This window comes from Parahalioglobus pacificus (assembly GCF_014652275.1).
In the GTDB taxonomy this organism is placed as follows: Bacteria; Pseudomonadota; Gammaproteobacteria; order Pseudomonadales; family Halieaceae; genus Parahalioglobus; species Parahalioglobus pacificus.
In genome coordinates, this window is sequence record NZ_BMYM01000003.1 from 154,833 (window position 1) to 172,957 (window position 18,125).

Below are 18,125 nucleotides of genomic sequence, written 5' to 3' on the forward strand. Positions count from 1 at the left end.
GAGCTGTGCGATAAATGTATGATGCCACCCCAGTTAGAGAAGTGGAAGTTCCCGTCTGTGCGCCCTTTGTTAATCGCTCTGTTTATTGCCTCACTCACCGCCTGTGGCGCGATGGGTTTCCCCGGTGTGTACCGCATCAACGTTGAGCAGGGCAACATCGTCGACCAGGAAATGGTCGATCAGCTAAAGCTCGGTATGAGCCGCCGCCAGGTGCGCTTCATTATGGGTACACCATTGGTTGAAGACACATTCAACAGCAACCGCTGGGATTACCCCTATAGCGTTCGCAACGGCGGCCAGATTTTGCGCGCCTCCAGTGTTTCGGTTTTCTTCGAAGGGGACTCGCTGGTCAATGTGACGGGCGATGTCTTACCTGAGTGGGCCGGTGGCCCTGGTCCCGAAAAAGGCGATGCAAGCGACAGCGAAGGCGAAGCCTCCGCCGAGCAAAGCAATGAAGACGTCGAAGCGGCCGATAACGACAGCTAAACCGCTCTGAGCGGCCGTTACTCCTTGGCGTCGCGCTTCTCGCGCGCCGCTGCGGCCCTGGCCTTGCGAACCTCTTTGGGGTCTGCCTCCAAAGGCCTGTAAATCTCTACCCGGTCACCGTCGCGCAACACCTGCGTGGGCGATACTGCCTTGCCGAATACGCCCAGCTTCAGATCATCAGAGATCACAAGGCCATCAAACTTGGCGGCGATGCCGGAGGCCTGCGCCGCCTCCAGTGCGGTGGTGCCCTCGGCGACCGTCACCGGCACAATGGTCTGCTTCTCGGGTAGCGCATAGGCCACTTCTATGGATATCTCTGGCGTTGCCACGGTGGTTTCTCCTTGCCTGCGCTAACCGTACAACAGCTTGGCGCGGCGCGACACCGCGTCGACAAGCTCACCGGTGACACGGTCGAACAATTTAGCCGCTGCTGCACCCACCAATGCATTGTTGGTTGCAAACTCCAAGCGCAGACTCACCTTGCAGGCCTCATCACCCAGCGCCTTAAATCGCCATTGGCCGCAAAAGCTGTCAAAGGGTCCCTCGACCAATTCAAGCGTGATGGACTCATTTTCCTGCAAGGAGTTACGCGTGCTGAAGCGTTGGCTGATGCCGCCCTTGGCCAGCTTGAGCTCGGCCTCGATGGTGTTGCCCTCGCGGCTGAGCACCCGCGCATCGACGCAGCCATCCATGTATTGCGGATAGGCTTCAATGTCATTCACCAGGTCGAACAGTTGGCTAGCGCTGAAGGGTAGCAAGGCGCTGCGATCTATGACTTTCATGAAAGGGGTGGTTACTCAGTGAAACAGTGCGACAACGAAGAGCGCCATGATAACGGGCAGCGACACATAACGCAGCAGCAGTAACCAGGTGGCGTAGAGTAATTCAGGCGCCCGGGCCAGCTGATCATGCCGCAGCACCGGATGCATCACCCAGGCCACGAACAGGCCCACCCCCAGCACCGCCAGCGGCTGCCCGAGGCGCGACACTGCGCTATCCAGAAACTGCATCAAGGGGATACCCAGCGGACCAAACCCGGACAGCGACAGGGTCACCGATGCACACAGCGCCCAGACCCCAGCACCCACAATCACCGCAGCCGTGAGCCTGCGCACCAGCAACAGCTGTTTGACCGCCGCTGTGAGCACCTCCATCAATGCCAGCGCAGAGCCCAGAGCAATCAGCAACAGCAGCGCGTAAAAGAGCACCCCGTACATCTCGCCATCGGGCAAATTGCCGAAGACGTAGGGCATGGCAATAAAGGCCAGCGCCGGCCCTTGAGCCAACTCCAGATTGGCGCCCAGCACCAAAGGCACCACCGCAACAGCCGCCCCAACGCCGATTGCGCAATCGAAAATCGCCACTGCCAGAATAGAGCGCACCACAGGCAGACGCGCGGATGAGTAGGCGCCATAGGTCATTCCTACACCGGCACCGATGCCCAGTGTGAAAGCTGCCTGCACCACCGCAAACAACACCGCCTCCATACCAAAATCCAGCGGTTGAATCGCGAAGAGGGTGTTCTCGGTACCCACTAGGTCACCGTGACGCAGGGCGAAGTCCATCAGCGGCATGAGCACGGCAACAATGGCGGGGACCAGAATCCACACCAGCACGCCCACCCCGCGCCGAATGCCCAGGCAGGTGGCGGTGGCCAGTATGAGTAAAAACAGGGACTGCCACTGCAGCAGGGCCGTGGGATCTGCCAGCAGGCGCTCAAATTGCGTAGCGGCATCAATGACGCTGGCCCCGGAGAAACCGCCCAGACGCAGATCGTTCACTGTGCCCAACACCCAGGCGGATACCACCACCTGAATCACCAACAGCATCAATGCCACGGCGCAAATCAACAGTCCCACTGCAGCCCAGCTGCGAGATGTCATGGAGCGGTCTGCGGCCCACATCATGGCCAGGGGTGGCGAGCCCCTGCCCTGCCCGCCAATGGCCACCTCGGCAACCAGGATGGGCACCGCCAACAAGACCAGCGCCCCCACGTAGGCCAACATGAACAGGCCACCGCCATAGGTGCTCAGCAAATAGGGGAAACGCCAGACATTGCCCAGTCCTACGGCAAACGCCGCCAGCGCCAGCACGAAGGTGGTCCGCGAGTGCCAGTTACCGAGAATGCCGGGGCTGCGTGCCACGTTATGGAGAGGCCAAACTAAGCATGCAACAAGGGTGCACGAGGCCGGCCGCGGGGTAAAAGGGAAAGATTCACGTTTCGCCACTTCGGGCTGGCCGTATAATGCGCGCCATGTCGAAAAAGAAGTCCAAAGTTCCCAGTAACGTCATCGCCCAGAACCGGCGCGCGCGCTTCGATTACAACCTGCTCGATACCTTCGAAGCGGGCGTCGCCCTCATGGGCTGGGAAGTGAAAAGCCTGCGCGCGGGCAACGTGCAGCTCACCGACACCTATGTGTTTCTGCGCAATGGCGAGGCCTTTCTGGTGGGCGCGCAGATCAGTCCGCTGGAGACAGCGTCTACGCATGTGTCGCCCGAGCCCATGCGCACCCGCAAACTGCTGCTGAATAAACGCGAGCTGGCAAAGCTGGTCGCGGCCACCTCCAAGAAAGGCCAAACCTGCGTTTGCACACAGCTGCATTGGAAGGGGCACCTTGTAAAAGCGCGCATTGCCCTGGCCGAAGGTAAAAAGACCCACGATAAACGCGACACCGAAAAATCGCGCGACTGGGATCGTCAGAAGCAACGCGTGATTCGCGACAACGTAAAGCAGTAGCCCCCCGCGCCCAAACCACTATACTGCGGATGTGAGTGCCGCCCGGGGTACTGCGCGGGCCAATGAGCGCCCCGGCGCGGGACAATCGGACCGCGGCCCCTTTCCGTATACAGCCTGATAACAACAGCACAGTTGGGAGCAGCCGGCGATGGTGACACTGCAAGTGAATGGCAAAACCATGGAGGTGGATGTGTCGCCAGACACACCGCTGCTGTGGGTAATCCGCGAAAACCTCGAGATGACCGGCACCAAGTTCGGCTGTGGCATCGCCCAGTGCGGCGCCTGCACGGTGCACCTGGATGGCAGCCCTGTGCGTTCCTGCAGCCTGCCCGTCTCTGTAGCCCAGGGCCGCAGCGTAACGACCATCGAAGGTCTGGCTGACGGCGACACACTGCACCCGGTGCAGCAGGCATGGATTGATCATCAGGTACCCCAGTGCGGCTACTGCCAGTCGGGACAGATCATGTCTGCGGCCGCACTGCTGGCACGCAATGCCAACCCCAGCGATGCCGAGATCGACGGCGCCATGTCCGGCAACATCTGCCGCTGCGGCATGTACAGCCGCATCAAGGACGCGATCAAGACTGCCGCCAGTGGCGTGCAAGTCTTCGAGCCAGCGCAGGAGGTGCAAAATGGGTAAGTGGACACGACGCGGATTCATTGGCGCCGGCCTGCTGGGTGGCGGCGCTCTGGTGGTGGGTGTGGCTATCCGCCCCGGACAGCGCGCACCGGAACTGGCACCGTTTGTTGCCGACGGCGATGAGACGCTGGTGAACGCCTTCGTCAAAATCGATGCCAACAATCACATCACCGCTATTGTTGCGCATTCAGAGATGGGCCAGGGCGCCCAGACCGCCCTGACGCAAATGCTGGCGGACGAAATGGACGCCGACTGGGACAACGTCAGCTTCATGGAGGCACCGGCTGAGGACGGCTATGCCAACGGGCCCATGGCGCGCGGTTTCATACTGCCCGACCCGCAAATTCCCAAGGTACTGATTCCGACACTGGATGGCGCGCTGCAGAAAGTGTCCGAAATGATTCACCTGCAAATCACAGGTGGCAGTACCAGCATTCGCGCCACCGGTGTATTCGGTATGCGTGTGGCCGGTGCGGCCGCGCGGGAAATGCTGATGACTGCGGCCGCCGAAACCTGGCAGGTGCCGTTGGCCGAACTCACCACCGAGAACAGCCACATCCTGCACGCCGCTTCCAACAAGCGTGCGCCTTACGCAGAGTTTGCAGAGCAAGCGGCGAGCTACACACCGCCCAACGACCCGACCCTGAAGACCCCGGATCAATTCAAGATCATGGGGACAAGCCGACCACGCCGCGATATCCCCGCCAAGGTGGATGGCACCGCGCAATTCGGTATGGATGCATCCGTCGAGGGCATGAAATACGCCACCATCATGGCGGCGCCAGTGTTCGGTGCCACCCTGGAATCGGTGGATGACAGCGCCGCCCGCGCGATGCCGGGCGTCGTTGATGTCGTCACTCTGGACGATGCCGTCGCGGTTGTGGCCGACGGCTACTGGCAGGCCAAGCAGGCGCTGGCGAAGGTAAAGCCGACCTGGAGCCGCACCGACAATGACCTGCAATCCACGCAGGGCATTTTTGAGCAGTTCGACAGAGACCTGCGTGCCGCGCGCGACTCAGGTGAGTCCAATGATGACCTCAGCATCGGTGATGCCGATGCCGTTATCGCAGGCGCGGGGAACGTGATTGAGCGCAGCTACCGTGTGCCCTACCTTGCACACAGCTGCATGGAACCGATGAACGCCTTGGCCCACGTGACCGACCAGGGGTGCGAGATCTGGACCGGCTCACAGAATCCGCTGGGTTTCCGTTACAGCGTTGCCGATGCACTGGAGATCGACGCCGAGCAGGTGACCTTCCACAACTTCCAGATGGGCGGTGGCTTCGGACGCCGAGCAACGCCTGACTACGCCATCCAGGCCGCAAAGATTTCCCGCGCCAGTGGCCATCCGGTGAAGTTGATCTGGTCACGCGAGGAAGACGTGCGCCACGATCACTACCGGCCTGCGTTCACGTCCACCTTCCGCGCGGTGCTGGCCGACAATGGCAAGCCCGAGGCCTGGGACAACCTGTACGTGGACAAACACGAACCGGCAGAGGCACCGCATATCCCGTACGCCGTGCCCCACCAAAAAGTGCATTACATCGACAGCAAAACCCACGTGCCTTTCGGCCCCTGGCGCAGCGTCGATCACTCGCAGCACGGTTTCTTCACCGAGTCGTTTATCGACGAACTCGCCTATGAAGCCGGCCAGGATCCTTACCAGTATCGTCGTTCGCTGCTGAGCGATCAGCCCCGGTTGCTCAAAGTGCTGGACGAAACCGCCGCCAAGGCCGATTGGGATACGCCACTGGGTCCGAACCGCGGGCGCGGCATCTCGCTGCAGCAGTCCTTCGGTTCCATCGTGGGTGAAGTGGTGGAAGTGACCGTGGACGGCAGCGATGTCAGTGTCGATCGCGTGGTCGTCGTCGTTGATGCCGGCTACGCCGTGTCGCCGGATGGCATGGTGGCGCAGATGGAGTCTGGCGTTGTTTACGGACTCAGCGCCGCGCTGCACGGTGAGATCAACATTGAGCAAGGCCAGGTGGTTGAGGGCAACTTCGATACCTACTCTGCCCTGCGCATGAATGAGATGCCGGTAATCGAAACCCACATCATCAACAGCCTCGAAGCCTGGGGCGGTGCGGGTGAACCGGGTACACCGGGCATTGCGCCAGCGCTGACCAATGCCATCTTTGCCGCCACCGGCAAGCGCATTCGGGAACTGCCGCTGAGTCGCTTCGAGCTGGATTCACTGGCTTAAGGTTAGCCAGCTGCATGGAGGGACTAGTCGGTCACGTGTTGTCGGTGTTCATGGGCTTCTTCGCCATCATGAACCCCATTGCCAACACCCCCGTGTTCCTGGGGCTGACCGACGGCCAATCCGCTGCCCAACGCAAGCGCACGGCCACCCGTGCGCTGCTACTCAGCCTCGTCATCATTGTGGTGTTCTGCGCGGCCGGCAAACTTATCTTCAGCCTGTTCGGCATCACCCTGCCCGCCTTTCGCATTACCGGTGGCATTCTTGTGGCGCTGGTGGGTTTCCATATGCTCCAGGGCGGCGAGCACTCGTCGGTACAGCACCCCAGCGAAGAAGATAAAGATGACAGCGGCGACGATGTCGCCATCACCCCGTTGGCACTGCCCATCCTGGCGGGCCCCGGCACCATCGCCACGGCCATGAACTACGCCTCGGCCGGTACCGTGACGGACTTTGTGATCACCTCGGCGGCCTTTGCGATGCTGTGTTTGATCACCTGGCTGTTTTTCAGCTCGGGCGAACGCCTAGTCACCCTGATCGGCGACAATGGCATCAAGGTCATTACCCGGCTGATGGGCCTTATCCTCGCTGTCATTGGCGTGCAAATGGTGCTGGCAGGCATCGCGGGCGCCATCAGCGCCTATGGCATCGGCGGATAAAAAGCGTTCCGACCAGCGGCCTAGCTAAACAGCGCCCGCCCGCTAATCGTTACACCCACGGCAAACAACACCACCAGCGCAACCCGGCGGTAAAAGGCATCGCCGTAGCGGTGAAACAAAATAAACCCCAGCTTGTCGCCCAGGAGCATGGCGGGAAACGCCATCAGGAATAGCCAGGGCGAACGTGCGTTCACATACCCCGCTGCCGTGTACGACGCCAACGCCACCACCGCCGAGAACAGAAAGAAGGTCATCAGCAGTGCGCGGCTGCGGGCGGGCTGCGCTTCGGTGGCCATCGCGTAAATGATGATAGGCGGGCCTGGCATGGCAAACGCCCCGTTCATCAGCCCCGAGCCCAAACCCACACCACCGGCAACGGCGGCATTGCCCTGGCGCTTGCCGGGCCGATAGAACGTTAACAGCGCACAGGCCCCGATCACCAACGGCCCTATCCACAGCTTGAACTGCTCGGGCGAGAGCCACTGCAAGGCAAACGCACCAGCAACTGTACCCACTAGCGACAGCGCAAAAAGGGGCACCATGGGTCGCAACGGGTAACGGCCCCAATAGGTTTTCAGCGTAACCAGACTTACGCCCAGGGTGAGCGATGCACTTAATACCACGGCCTGGGTGGGCGGCATGAACAGTGAGAACACCGGTACCGCCGTGAGGGCAAAGCCGAAGCCGGTGAAGGCTCGCATGATGGCGGCGAAGACCACCACCGCCCACACCAACAACAGCTGCGGCAGGCTGACCGCAGCCAAAATGTCGGCGAGTGCGTTCAGGCGGCCGCCTGCGTCTGCAATTGGCCCATGCGCACAAGTCGACCCGGGTATCGGCCGGTGAGTTCGTCGTTGGCCAGAACGACTTCACCACCGACGATGACCGCACGGTACCCCTGAGCCTCCTGCAGCAGGCGCTGCCCGCCGGCGGGCAGGTCTTGCACCATGTGCGGAGCGAACAGGCGCAACCCTTCCATATCGATCACATTGATGTTGGCCTTCAAACCCACCTGCAAGCGACCACGGTCGGTCATGCCCGCGTAGTCGGCAATGTCGGAGGTGAGACGACGCACGGCGTCGGCCAGCTCCAATTTGCCACCGCGCTGGCGATCGCGGGTCCAGTAGCTCAGCAGATAGGTAGGGAAGCTTGCGTCGCACACGGTGCCCACGTGCGCACCCCCGTCCGACAAGCCCATCAGGGATTGCGGGTGGCGCATCATGGTGTAGACGTTGTCGTAAGACATTTCCGTGTAGTTGTAGATGGGGAAATACAGCAGTTCTTTGCCGTCGTTCTCGAGCATCAGGTCGTAAATCATTTCCAGCGTGGGCACGCCGCGGTCCTTGGCCATTTGCAGCACCGAGGTCTCTTCAGTCTGCTCGTAGTCCGGGTTCTCGCCAAGGCGGAAGGTTTTTGAGGCCACGAAATCCACCGCCGCCAGCAGTGCATCGGCAATGGGCGGTACGGACGTGCCGTCCCCCGCCATGGGCTCGCTCTTCTCGGTGAGCAACTGGGCCTTGAACGACGGATCGCGCATGCGCGCCACGCGCTCTGAGAGCGGCAGTTCGTAAATACTCTTATAGCTGGGGAAACCGATGAACGGATGGAAGGTGCACTGCAGACCCACGGTCACACCAATGCCGCGCGGCGCCGTTTGTAGGCGCATGTTCAGGCCCTGGGACTTCGCCTTTTCTGCACGATCAATGATGCGCAGCCACTGGTCGGGGGCAAAGTCGCGCTGCATCAGCGACAGTGAGAAAGGGCTGCCATTGGAAGCCGTGGCGAACTGCTCGAGGATGTCGAACTCATCATCAAATTGATCGCCGTCGCGCTCGAGATTGAAGTCGTTCACCGCCTGCAGCACACCGTGGCCGACACCATCGAAGGCGCTGGCAATGCCGGTTAACTCGTCGATACTGGCCTCGGACGCGGGTGTCCAATGACCATCGGCACTGCGGTGCACATCGGAACGACCGGTGGAAAAGCCAATGGCGCCTGCTTCCAGCGCTTCCCGGGTGAGCGTGCGCATTTGGGCGATATCCTCGGTCGTGGCGGGCTCATCAAACACCGCGCGCTCGCCCATCACATAGACCCTCAGAGGGTCGTGAGTGATTTGAACCGCGAAGTCGATGCTGTGGGGTTTGGCATCGAGTGCGTCCATGTACTCCGGCAGGGTTTCCCAGTCCCAGGTGATTCCCTCTGACAGCGCCGCACCGGGGATGTCTTCAACACCCTCCATCAGGCGCACCAGCTGATCGCGGTCGTCGGCCCGCACTGGCGCGAAGCCCACACCACAGCTGCCCATCACCACTGTGCTCACACCGTGGTTCACGCTGGGCTGCATATCGGCATCCCAGCTCGCCTGGCCGTCGTAATGGGTGTGAATATCGATGAAGCCGGGGGTCACGATATGCCCGGCGGCATCAATGACTTCCCGCGCCTCGCCCGGACAGTCGCCCAGCGCCACGATGACGCCGTCGCTGATAGCCACGGCTTGCTGCACGGGTGCATTGCCCTCGCCATCAAAAACGAGGCCATTAATGATTTTCAGATCGTAGTCCATATCACACTCCGGGGGGCGCGTTTGAAGTGCTGCGAAGTCTAGAGAGGCGCCCTACCCAATAGAATAGTCAAATCAGGCCAAGTTGGGTGAGTTTTGGCCAGCGGAACCGACAACCGTAAAGCAGGTTGCCCGATGCGCTGTCGCCGACGCCAGCTGGGAAGCAGGGTGAGCATCACAGGCACCAATAGAGTCAGCACCGACGTGGGGATCGATAATCATCGCAGTAATGTAAAGAGCCTTAAGCGGCAAACGACACTGGAATACTGGGACTCGGGCTTCGCCGGCGACGACTAGCTTACTCAGGCGCTCTGCACGGTCGAGCTGCTAATCGATGTAGTAGAGGAAGACGTACACGGTTAGCAGTACCGCGATCCACAGTGCGGTGGTACCAATTTGCCAGGTTCTGCCCAAGGCGCCGCTGCTGTCGAGTAGCTGCACCAAACGCGCACCCGGGCCCTGCTGCACGCGCTCCACCGTGGCTTCCATGGCTTCGCGCAGTGCAACGCCCAGATTGAGCACGGCGTTGCCCAGCCGGAACAGCACCACACGCCAGAACCAGTCCATGTCCAACGAGATGGTCAGCGTGCGCTTCATCAACGGTAGGAACAGGAAGAACGCCAGCCCGGAGAACAGCAGCAACTGCAGGTAGAACAGCACTTTGCCCGGCTCATAGGCCGAGTACTCCATGGGGTATGGCAACAGCGCCCACAACGGCTGCGGGTACACGCCCAGGAAAATACACAGGAAGGCGAAGAACACCATGGCTGCGCCCATGTTCCAGGGCGCGTCTTTTGGCCTCAGCCCCGAGTCCTTCTGGAAGAACACAAACCAGGGGAACTTGATGCCCGCGTGCAGGAACACACCCGCAGACGCCGCCGCCAGCAGGAAGTACACCGTGGCTAGCCCCTGCTGTTCTGCCGCCACAGAAATCAGTGTTTTGGTGGTGAAGCCCGAGGTGAGCGGGAAGCTGGAAATAGCCAAGGCACCGATGACGCCGCACACCATGGTGAGAGGCATGGTGCGGAACAGGCCGCCGAGGTCTGAGCACCGGGTCATGCCGGTGCGGTAAATCACCACACCCGCGCTCATGAACAGCAGCGCTTTATACACAATGTGCGCAAAGGCATGGGCGGCCGCGCCGTTAATGGCAAGCTCGGTGCCAATGCCCACGGCGACCACCATGAAACCCACCTGGTTCACAATGGAGTAAGCGAGAATCCGCCGGGCGTCATTCTCCAACAGCGCATAAATGATGCCGTAGAAGATCATGTACAGACCCACCCAGATCAGCACCGGCTCACCGGGGAACAGCAGGATCAGCGCCAGCACCGCAGACTTGGTGGTAAAGGCCGACAGGAACACGGACCCGGTGGGACTGGAGGATGGGTAGGCATCGGCCAACCACGCCGACACCGGTGGTGCCGCGGCGTTGATCAGGATGCCGATAAGAATCATCCAGGTATCGAAGTTGGCGGCCAGTAGTGGCTGCACTTCGACCGAGCCGGTATGCACCACCACGCCCTCGATGCCCACCTTGAGGATAACGCCGCCCAGCAGGTGCATGATGGCATAGCGAATACCGGCGGCGCGGGCCTCGGGCGTACCGCCACACCACACCACCACCGTGGAGAAAATCGCCATCAGTTCCCAGTACAGGAACAGGGTGATGAGATCACCCGCAAACGACACGCCCACCGCACTCGCGGCGTAGGCGTAACCCGCGGCGAGCTCGTACCACTTGGCCTGTCGGAAGGCGTACAAGCCACCGGTTGCCGCCATCAGCGAGAAGATCGTGGCAAACAGACGACGTACCGGGCTACCTTCTACCGGCTGGATTTCATACCCAAGGAACTGCGCGGTAACGACCACGCCATCGGGGATTTGCCACACCGCCCACAGCGCCGCCAGTGGCGCCGCAAACAGCACCGCTGTGCGCACATGGCCACGGGTGAGGCCGATCAGTGCCGCCCCGGCCAGCAGGACAAACGCGGGAGGGATGACGCCATCAATCATCGTAGTAGTCCTCCGGGCGCTTGAGCGCAACGCCCAGGACCTTGGCCACCAGCACCATGGCAGCACAGCACAGGAAACCGAACACGGCGCCAAAACCCAGCCAGCCGTCCACCACGAAATAGCCTTTGATCTTGATCGCAAACTGCGCCAGCACAGTGAGCGCCAGAATCACAGACGACACGATCCACAGCAGACGAATGGTGCCGGGACGGGTCAGCCAGTGATTGTCGGGGCCAGCGGCGCGTGGGCAATCCACCGAAGACTCTCTGTCGCTCATTTGAGCCTCCCCACCAGTTGGCTCTCCAATTCGAGCACCGGCTGGTTGAAAAAGAAAAAGGCCAGGGTTGCCATGGCCGTCACACACAGCGCCAGCACCGCGGGCCAGGGCGCTTCGCCGTGGTCTTTGCCACCGGCAGGCTCGGTTGAGAACCAGGCTGCAAAAATCACGGGCAAGAAATACGCGGCATTGAGTACCGTGCTGAGAATGATGGTGAAGATGGCCAGGTAATTATCGGTTTGGAAGGCACCGGCGAGAATGAACCACTTGGACACAAAGCCACCGGTGGGCGGTACGCCAATCATGGACAGTGCGGCGATGGTGAAGGCTGCCATGGTCCAGGGCATGCGCCTGCCGATGCCATGCAACTGGGGCAGCTCCGTTTTCTTGGAGGCCACGTAGATGGCGCCCGCCGAGAAGAACAGGGTGATTTTGCCAAAGGCGTGGGCCACGATGTGCACCGCTGCGCCCACTTCCGACAGGGGCGTTAACACCGCCGCCGCCATGATCACGTAGGACAACTGGCCGATGGTGGAGTAAGCCAGCATGCGCTTCAGATTCTGTTGGCGCAGTGCCACGACGCTCGCGGCAATAATGGTGAACGCAGCGGCATACACCAGCCAGCCGCCCGAGGGCTCGGCAAACAGGGCCTCTACCCCGAAGATGTAGATGATGACCTTGGTGACGGTGAACACACCGGCTTTCACCACGGCCACCGCATGCAGCAAAGCGCTGACCGGCGTGGGCGCCACCATGGCTGAGGGCAGCCACTTGTGCACCGGCATCACCGCCGCCTTACCGATACCGAAGACATACAGGCCAAGCAGCAGACCCACGGCCGGGCCTGCCAGGTTGCCTTCAAGAATGCCGCCGGGGGTAAAGGTCAGCGTGCCGGCAACGGTGTAGGTCCAGATAATGGCCGGCAGCAGCAAGCCGATGGAGGTACCCAGCAAGATGCCCAGGTAGATTCGCGCCGAACGTATGGTGGCGGCATCGCCTTTATGGGAGACCAGCGGGTAGGTAGAGAGCGTGAGAATTTCGTAACACAGGAACAAGGTGAGCAGGTTATCGGCAAAGGCCACACCCAGTGCGGCGGCAATGGCGATGGCAAAGCACACGTAGAACCGCGTCTGGTGCTTTTCGTTGTTGCCGCGCATGTAACCGATGGAGTACACGGAATTCACGATCCACAGCGTGGACGCCAGCGCCGCGAACAGCATCCCGAGCGGTTCTACCGAGAAGGCAATGGATAGGCCGCCGAAGACCTCGGCAACCACCACGCCCGGGCGACCGCCGTCCATAATGCCCGGCGCCAGCGACCAAACAGACAGTGCCAGTACCGACGCCGTGACCAACGTGACGGTTTCTCGGAGGTTAGGCCAGCGCCCGGCCAGGGCGATACCCACTGCACCCAACAGCGGCCATAGCAGCGCAAACAGAATGGTGTTCTGCGCACTCATTGCAGACCACCCAGCAATTCAGTGGCCGACATCTCTGCCAGTGAGAGCGGGAAGGCCGGCACCAGGCCGAAGTAGATGTTAGCCGCCGCGGCCAATAACAGCACCGCCAGAATCGGTAGCGGTGCTTCACGCGCAGCCTGCACTTCTGCTGAGGGCTCACAGAAATAAGCCGCTTCGATAATGCGCCAGACGTAGACCACGGCCGCGAGGGAACTCAGCACAACTACAACCACCGCCACCAGACCCAGCGTGCCCTGGGCGAAGGCGGCCTGCAGCAGCAGCCACTTGGACACAAAGCCGGCCGTGCCGGGAATACCCACAAGGCTGGCACCGGCCACCGCCAGTGCGGCAAAGGTGAGCGGCATCTGCCGGCCGACACCGGCGATGTCATTAAGGCGCACGCCAGACAGGCGCAGCGCAAACGCCGCCACCGCCAGGAACATCGCACCCTTGGCCAGCGCGTGATTAAACATGTGCGCCGCCGCTGCGGTGATGCCTGCCTCGGAGATGAGGCTGGCGCCCAACAGGATGTAGCCGATTTGCGCCACCGATGAGTGCGCCAGCAGTCGCTTAAGGTTGCTCTCAACCATGGCCACCGCCGAGCCCACCAGGATGCCCAGCAGTGCCAGCGGCAATAAGAAGGACGCGAAATGCAGATCGTGCTGCGACAGGTTGTTCTGGAACACGAAGAAATCGAAGCGCAGCAACACGTAGATGGCCACCTTGGTGGAACAGGCGGCGACGAACGCGGTGACCATGTGCGGTGCGTGGGTGTAAGCGCCGGGCAGCCACACATGCAGGGGGAACATGGCCGCCTTCAGTGCCAGGCCCACGGTAATAAAGCCCGCCGCCACCACGATGGGGCGCAGTTCAGTGACTTCCGCCAGGCGCACTTCCATGTCGGCAAAGTTCAGGGTGCCAGTCATCATGTACACCATACCCACCCCGATCAGGTAGAAAGTGGCACCGATGGTGCCCATGATCAGGTACTTGAACGTGGCCGTGAGTGCGCGCCGGTCTGGGCCTGCGGCAATCAGCACATAGGTGGCGAGGGACGAGATTTCCATGAACACGAACACGTTGAACGCATCGCCAGTGACGGCAATACCCGACAGGCCAGCCAGCACAATCAACCAGGCGGCATAAAACAGGTGCCTGCGTCCGGCTTCGATTTCGGTGGCCAGGCTGTCGCGACCGCCCACCAGCGCCAGCGTTGAGGCGCCGGTAACAAGTAGCAGCACCAGCGAACCCAGTGCATCGATGTTCAGCGAGATACCGAAAGGCGCGGGCCAGCCGCCCATTTCGTAATGAATGACTTCGCCGGCAAGCACCTGCCCGGCCAGTGCCACGGCAATAGCGAAGGCCGTGAGGCTTGCGGCGGTGGCGGCGGCCCAGGACAAACCGGGGGTACGCAACAACACAACCAGTGGCGCGGTGAGCAGCGGCACTACTACCTGCAGTGCGGGCAATTGGGCAGTTAAGCTCACTCGTCTAGGTCCGCGCGCTGGGTTTCGTCTTCTTCGATGGTGCCGTAGGCCTCATGAATGCGCACTACCAGCGCCAGCCCAAGGGCCGTGGTGGAAATGCCCACGACGATGGCTGTGAGAATCAGCACCTGGGGCAGCGGATTGGAGTAGATCGCATCCTCCACGCCCTTCTGAATAATCGGGGCGGTGCCACCCTCCACCTTGTCCATGGTGATGTACAACAGGAACACCGCCGCCTGAAAGATGGACAGCCCCAGCAGCTTCTTCACCATATTGGGCCGCGCGATGACGGCGTAGAAGCCGATCATCAGCAACACCGCAAATACCCAGTAGTTATACAGGCCCAGCAATTCCATCATGCTAGTGCCCTCTGGCCGCAAAGGCGTGATAGATGGCCAGCAACACACCTGCCACCGTAATGCCCACGCCCAGTTCGATCACAATAATGCCCCACTGCTGACCCGCCACCGGGTTGCTGTGCAGCACGTTGTAATCGAGGAAGTTGCCACCCAGCGCCATGGTCACCAGACCCACGCTACCGTAGAGCAATGCACCGCCGGCCATCATCCAGATCAGCAGCTTGGGCGAGATCACCGTGAGCGCTTCGCGCTCGCCCTCGATCAGGGCATACAGGATCATGGCCGCCGCAAAAATCGCCCCGGCCTGGAAGCCGCCGCCCGGGCCGTATTCGCCGTGGAACTGCACATACAGGGCAAACAGTAAAATAAAGGGAATCACCAGACGCCCCACCACCTGCGGCACCAGGTGATGACTGAGGTAGGTGCGGCCCTTGGCGATGTCGTCGCGGGGGCGATCACCCACTGCGCCGGGCAGGCCCAGCAGGAACAGCACGCCAATGCCGGCCGTGAGCACCACAATCACCTCGCCCAGTGTGTCGTAGCCCCGGTAACTGCCCAGTACCGCGGTGACCACGTTGGGAATGTCGACCAGCTCCGGGGTTTTCTCCAGATACCAGGGGGCCACGTGTTGGTGCACCGGCGCTTGCGGGTCACCCAGGCGTGGCTGTTCGAAGGTGGCATAGAGCAACACCACCGTGGTGAGCGCCGTGACCACCAATGCCAGCCAGCGCTTGGCGCCACTGGCGCGTTCTTCGCGCGGCGTGAGGCCCAATGCACCCAATAACAGGACGGTGGAGATGCCTGCACCCACGGCGGCCTCGGTGAGGGCCACGTCGGCGGCATCCAATACGAAGAAGTTGGCGGCCATCAGCAGCGAAAAGATGCCCGTGAGCATGACTGCGGTAAACAGGTTCTGTGCGCGCACCACACCCAGCGCCGTGATGACCAGCAGGGTGAGCAGGAACACACTGAAGACCACCGTAATCACTGCTTGAAGTCCTCCGGCAGTGTGGTGCCCTTGGGCAAACGGCCGGCCAGCAGCGCTGCATTGGCCAGCGCATAGGTGGCTGTGGGTGCGGTGAGCAGCAGGAACACCGCTACCGCAAGCAGTTTAAAGGTGGCCAGTGACAGACCCGACTGCAGCATCAGCCCACCCAGCAACAGCAAGGTGCCCAGGGTGTCGGTGAGGCTGGCCGCGTGCATGCGCGTGTAGAGGTCGGGCATGCGCAGCACCCCTACCCCACCAATAAAGACAAAGGTGGCGCCCGCCAGCAGCATGGCCCAACTGAGGATATCCAGCGCCTGCGCCATCATTGACCCTGTGCCTCGTCGGTGTTGCTGCGCTCGCGGCTCTCAAAGAACTGCAGCACCGCCAATACGCCAATGAAGTTAATCAGCGCGTAGGCCAACGCGAGATCGAGGAAATCGGTACGGCCGTAAAGGAATGAGACCACCGACAACAGCAGCACGGTTTTGGTACCGAACAGGTTAACCGCCAGCACCCTGTCGTAGACCGAGGGGCCCGACAGCGCACGAATCAGTGCGAGCACCATGGTAATGAGAATGGCTAGGGCGGCGGCGAGGTACATGGGTATTAGTCGTCCAGCGCCGCCACGCGGCGATTCATCTCGCCTTCTTTGAGGGCCTGGGCGCCGGACTCCGTGAGGCAGTGCACCAGTAGCTGACCGTCGTGGTCATCGATGGTGACCGTGCCTGGAGTGAGCGTGATGGAGTTACCCAGAATGGCCTGCCCGATGGGTTCCTTTTGCAGGGCGTCCAGCTTGATGAGCGTGGGGCTGATGGGCAGCGACGGGCTGAGCACGATGCGCGCCACCTGCAGGTTGGAGGTGATGAGCTCTTTACCCAGCCAGCCCCAGAACGGCAGCAGCCGGCCGATGAGGTGCAGGCTGAAAAACCCCTTCTCGAAAAAGCCCATGCGACGGGACAGCACCAATACCAATACACACGAGAGCACACCCAGGGTGAGCAGCAGGGGTTTGAAAAACCCACTCCACAGTAGCCAGGCGGCAAACAGAAGGATAAAGGTAAGAATGACGTGCATTCAGGTTCCGTGCGCAGTGGCCAGCGCCTTGTGAGCGCGGGCTGAATATCATTATTGGGTGACCGTGTTTCATGCTTTAGCGCTGAAACCGGAACCGTGATGGTGGAGTGCGCCACATCGCCTGTCAAGGCAGGCGGATTCGCGCACAGGGCACCATGGAGTAGATACCGCGCCGTGAAAGACCCGGATGGCTAAGGCATTGATTTATCGAGGGATGTTTGGCGGGCGGCCAAAGTAAGGCGCAGGCAGCAAGTTCAGCCGCTTTGCAGTATAATCGCGCCTACACTACTGGGGGCGATCTGGATTCGACGACGGTAACGAACCCTGCGGTGCATGCCGTGATGACAGCCAATCACGTTAATCCAAAGCTGTAATTGATTAGTTGCCAACGACGACAACTACGAGGTAGCACTGGCCGCGTAAGCGGTCATCTAGACCTCATCTAGTGGCTTCGGCCCTAGCGGTCTTTAGCAAGGTTCCAGCCCCGCGCTACTGACTGTCATATAGAACTGGATCGCAGCGAAGCACGCCTCGGGCCTAGCTGTTAAACAATTACGGGGATCGCCGCAGGCGTCCTGCCCGTTGGGCTGCGTGTGGCTAAATCAATAAACGGAATCTAAGCATGTAGAGCCAAAGGCAGAGTGCTGGCGGACGCGGGTTCAACTCCCGCCGCCTCCACCATAAATGAAAAAGGGTCATCCACAGGATGACCCTTTTTTATTTCAGGAGACTGCAGATTTGATCCCGCGCCTGAAAGGCGCGGGTGGCCCACACGATGTGGGGCGATCGCGAAGCACATGGATGTGCGAAAGCGATCACAACTTCCCTAAACGAGTTAGCTTGACTGTTCTTACGCCATTGATGGACGGCCAACAAGGTGTTGGTCTGCCGCAAAGGCCATGGAGAGCCTGCCCCCTTTTCGGGCATGGCCGAGAGCGGCGCAACTCTTTATCTCCCGGCCTATTGCGTAACTCAAAACGGGTGGCCCTTTTTGGTTTCTGCGGCAGTAGTGTCCCGCATAGCAGGTTGCAGATGTCGAAGCTGTACTCAGCTGCTTTGTCCAGCAAGAGAGTTCTTAGTAGGCAACGTAGTAGGCAATGAAATTCCGCTTTCAGAAAACGCTATTATTATAGTGTTAAAAAATGAAAATGGCGGAGAGCGAGAAAGCCTTGACTAAACAAT

At 60.8% G+C, this 18,125-nt stretch carries 20 protein-coding genes and 1 other RNA gene; 7 read left to right on the plus strand and 14 right to left on the minus strand.

The genetic code is table 11. The features are described from left to right. Nucleotides 1-18 precede the first annotated feature (18 nt). Entirely contained in the window at nt 19-486 is a 468-nt protein-coding gene (locus IE089_RS14055; RefSeq protein WP_229802785.1) for an outer membrane protein assembly factor BamE, read from the plus strand. 17 nt (nt 487-503) lie between these two features. Here the strand turns inward: IE089_RS14055 and IE089_RS14060 are convergent, their stop codons facing one another. Genes IE089_RS14060 through IE089_RS14070 form a run of 3 tightly spaced genes read right to left on the minus strand, consistent with a single transcriptional unit; the run spans nt 504 to nt 2,630 of the window. Further along, entirely contained in the window at nt 504-815 is a 312-nt protein-coding gene (locus IE089_RS14060; RefSeq protein WP_189478476.1) for an RnfH family protein, read from the minus strand. A 21-nt stretch (nt 816-836) separates the two neighbouring features. Continuing rightward, on the minus strand, nt 837-1,268 hold the full coding sequence (locus tag IE089_RS14065; RefSeq protein ID WP_189478477.1) for a type II toxin-antitoxin system RatA family toxin: 432 nt from the start codon (nt 1,266-1,268) through the stop codon (nt 837-839). Between the two features lie 15 nt (nt 1,269-1,283). Further along, on the minus strand, nt 1,284-2,630 hold the full coding sequence (locus IE089_RS14070) for a sodium-dependent transporter (RefSeq protein ID WP_189478478.1): 1,347 nt from the start codon (nt 2,628-2,630) through the stop codon (nt 1,284-1,286). A 110-nt stretch (nt 2,631-2,740) separates the two neighbouring features. Here IE089_RS14070 and smpB point away from each other — a divergent pair, with 110 nt between their 5' ends. From smpB to IE089_RS14090, 4 genes are all read left to right on the plus strand, one after another. Beyond that, nucleotides 2,741-3,223 (plus strand): SsrA-binding protein SmpB, encoded by a 483-nt coding sequence (gene smpB, locus IE089_RS14075; protein WP_189478479.1) that lies wholly within the window; start codon nt 2,741-2,743, stop codon nt 3,221-3,223. Between the two features lie 148 nt (nt 3,224-3,371). Next, the gene (locus tag IE089_RS14080) at nt 3,372-3,863 is read left to right on the plus strand and encodes a (2Fe-2S)-binding protein (protein ID WP_189478480.1); all 492 of its coding nucleotides are present in this window, start codon (nt 3,372-3,374) and stop codon (nt 3,861-3,863) included. Then, nucleotides 3,856-6,066 (plus strand): xanthine dehydrogenase family protein molybdopterin-binding subunit, encoded by a 2,211-nt coding sequence (locus IE089_RS14085; RefSeq protein WP_189478481.1) that lies wholly within the window; start codon nt 3,856-3,858, stop codon nt 6,064-6,066. Before IE089_RS14080 ends, IE089_RS14085 begins: the two co-directional genes overlap by 8 nt. A gap of 14 nt (nt 6,067-6,080) precedes the next feature. Further along, a complete protein-coding gene (locus IE089_RS14090) occupies nt 6,081-6,722 on the plus strand; it encodes a MarC family protein (RefSeq protein ID WP_189478482.1) in 642 nt (213 codons plus the stop codon). Between the two features lie 20 nt (nt 6,723-6,742). Here IE089_RS14090 and IE089_RS14095 read toward each other — a convergent pair whose 3' ends face one another. Then, nucleotides 6,743-7,486 carry a sulfite exporter TauE/SafE family protein gene (locus IE089_RS14095; protein WP_229802786.1) on the minus strand — a complete coding sequence of 248 codons (744 nt, stop codon included), beginning with the start codon at nt 7,484-7,486 and terminating at the stop codon, nt 6,743-6,745. 17 nt (nt 7,487-7,503) lie between these two features. Continuing rightward, nucleotides 7,504-9,285 carry an N-acyl-D-amino-acid deacylase family protein gene (locus IE089_RS14100; protein ID WP_189478483.1) on the minus strand — a complete coding sequence of 594 codons (1,782 nt, stop codon included), beginning with the start codon at nt 9,283-9,285 and terminating at the stop codon, nt 7,504-7,506. A 165-nt stretch (nt 9,286-9,450) separates the two neighbouring features. On the opposite strand from IE089_RS14100, the gene IE089_RS15795 reads away from it, so the two are divergent. After that, nucleotides 9,451-9,579, plus strand: a complete 129-nt coding sequence (locus IE089_RS15795; RefSeq protein ID WP_268248008.1) for a hypothetical protein — start codon at nt 9,451-9,453, stop codon at nt 9,577-9,579. A 30-nt stretch (nt 9,580-9,609) separates the two neighbouring features. On the opposite strand, the gene IE089_RS14105 is transcribed toward IE089_RS15795, so the two are convergent. Genes IE089_RS14105 through IE089_RS14145 form a run of 9 tightly spaced genes read right to left on the minus strand, consistent with a single transcriptional unit; the run spans nt 9,610 to nt 16,943 of the window. Continuing rightward, nucleotides 9,610-11,298, minus strand: a complete 1,689-nt coding sequence (locus IE089_RS14105; RefSeq protein ID WP_189478484.1) for a Na(+)/H(+) antiporter subunit D — start codon at nt 11,296-11,298, stop codon at nt 9,610-9,612. Next, nucleotides 11,291-11,575 carry a hypothetical protein gene (locus tag IE089_RS14110; RefSeq protein WP_189478485.1) on the minus strand — a complete coding sequence of 95 codons (285 nt, stop codon included), beginning with the start codon at nt 11,573-11,575 and terminating at the stop codon, nt 11,291-11,293. The genes IE089_RS14105 and IE089_RS14110 overlap by 8 nt, the downstream gene beginning before the upstream one ends. Beyond that, complete coding sequence (locus IE089_RS14115) at nt 11,572-13,035, minus strand: monovalent cation/H+ antiporter subunit D family protein (RefSeq protein WP_189478486.1); 1,464 nt, start codon at nt 13,033-13,035, stop codon at nt 11,572-11,574. The genes IE089_RS14110 and IE089_RS14115 overlap by 4 nt, the downstream gene beginning before the upstream one ends. Further along, nucleotides 13,032-14,522: a monovalent cation/H+ antiporter subunit D family protein gene (locus IE089_RS14120; protein WP_189478487.1), complete on the minus strand. Its 1,491-nt coding sequence runs from the start codon at nt 14,520-14,522 to the stop codon at nt 13,032-13,034. The genes IE089_RS14115 and IE089_RS14120 overlap by 4 nt, the downstream gene beginning before the upstream one ends. Continuing rightward, complete coding sequence (locus tag IE089_RS14125) at nt 14,519-14,881, minus strand: cation:proton antiporter subunit C (RefSeq protein ID WP_189478488.1); 363 nt, start codon at nt 14,879-14,881, stop codon at nt 14,519-14,521. Before IE089_RS14125 ends, IE089_RS14120 begins: the two co-directional genes overlap by 4 nt. Nucleotide 14,882: 1 nt before the next feature. After that, nucleotides 14,883-15,869 carry a DUF4040 domain-containing protein gene (locus IE089_RS14130; RefSeq protein ID WP_229802787.1) on the minus strand — a complete coding sequence of 329 codons (987 nt, stop codon included), beginning with the start codon at nt 15,867-15,869 and terminating at the stop codon, nt 14,883-14,885. Continuing rightward, entirely contained in the window at nt 15,866-16,195 is a 330-nt protein-coding gene (gene mnhG, locus IE089_RS14135; protein ID WP_189478489.1) for a monovalent cation/H(+) antiporter subunit G, read from the minus strand. The genes IE089_RS14130 and mnhG overlap by 4 nt, the downstream gene beginning before the upstream one ends. After that, nucleotides 16,192-16,470: an MrpF/PhaF family protein gene (locus IE089_RS14140; protein ID WP_229802788.1), complete on the minus strand. Its 279-nt coding sequence runs from the start codon at nt 16,468-16,470 to the stop codon at nt 16,192-16,194. The genes mnhG and IE089_RS14140 overlap by 4 nt, the downstream gene beginning before the upstream one ends. 5 nt (nt 16,471-16,475) lie before the next feature. Next, nucleotides 16,476-16,943 carry a Na+/H+ antiporter subunit E gene (locus tag IE089_RS14145; RefSeq protein WP_189478490.1) on the minus strand — a complete coding sequence of 156 codons (468 nt, stop codon included), beginning with the start codon at nt 16,941-16,943 and terminating at the stop codon, nt 16,476-16,478. Nucleotides 16,944-17,233: 290 nt separating this feature from the next. On the opposite strand from IE089_RS14145, the gene ssrA reads away from it, so the two are divergent. Beyond that, nucleotides 17,234-17,624, plus strand: a transfer-messenger RNA (tmRNA) gene (gene ssrA / locus IE089_RS14150). Nucleotides 17,625-18,125: the final 501 nt, after the last annotated feature.

What these genes read in the sequence shown, in the direction of transcription:
- IE089_RS14055 (WP_229802785.1), top strand. Translation starts at nt 19, where the DNA reads ATGATGCCACCCCAGTTAGAGAAGTGGAAGTTCCCGTCTGTGCGCCCT.
- IE089_RS14065 (WP_189478477.1), bottom strand. Translation starts at nt 1,268, where the DNA reads ATGAAAGTCATAGATCGCAGCGCCTTGCTACCCTTCAGCGCTAGCCAA.
- smpB (WP_189478479.1), top strand. Translation starts at nt 2,741, where the DNA reads ATGTCGAAAAAGAAGTCCAAAGTTCCCAGTAACGTCATCGCCCAGAAC.
- IE089_RS14080 (WP_189478480.1), top strand. Translation starts at nt 3,372, where the DNA reads ATGGTGACACTGCAAGTGAATGGCAAAACCATGGAGGTGGATGTGTCG.
- IE089_RS14085 (WP_189478481.1), top strand. Translation starts at nt 3,856, where the DNA reads ATGGGTAAGTGGACACGACGCGGATTCATTGGCGCCGGCCTGCTGGGT.
- IE089_RS14090 (WP_189478482.1), top strand. Translation starts at nt 6,081, where the DNA reads ATGGAGGGACTAGTCGGTCACGTGTTGTCGGTGTTCATGGGCTTCTTC.
- IE089_RS14100 (WP_189478483.1), bottom strand. Translation starts at nt 9,285, where the DNA reads ATGGACTACGATCTGAAAATCATTAATGGCCTCGTTTTTGATGGCGAG.
- IE089_RS14105 (WP_189478484.1), bottom strand. Translation starts at nt 11,298, where the DNA reads ATGATTGATGGCGTCATCCCTCCCGCGTTTGTCCTGCTGGCCGGGGCG.
- IE089_RS14110 (WP_189478485.1), bottom strand. Translation starts at nt 11,575, where the DNA reads ATGAGCGACAGAGAGTCTTCGGTGGATTGCCCACGCGCCGCTGGCCCC.
- IE089_RS14115 (WP_189478486.1), bottom strand. Translation starts at nt 13,035, where the DNA reads ATGAGTGCGCAGAACACCATTCTGTTTGCGCTGCTATGGCCGCTGTTG.
- IE089_RS14125 (WP_189478488.1), bottom strand. Translation starts at nt 14,881, where the DNA reads ATGATGGAATTGCTGGGCCTGTATAACTACTGGGTATTTGCGGTGTTG.
- mnhG (WP_189478489.1), bottom strand. Translation starts at nt 16,195, where the DNA reads ATGATGGCGCAGGCGCTGGATATCCTCAGTTGGGCCATGCTGCTGGCG.
- IE089_RS14140 (WP_229802788.1), bottom strand. Translation starts at nt 16,470, where the DNA reads ATGTACCTCGCCGCCGCCCTAGCCATTCTCATTACCATGGTGCTCGCA.
- IE089_RS14145 (WP_189478490.1), bottom strand. Translation starts at nt 16,943, where the DNA reads ATGCACGTCATTCTTACCTTTATCCTTCTGTTTGCCGCCTGGCTACTG.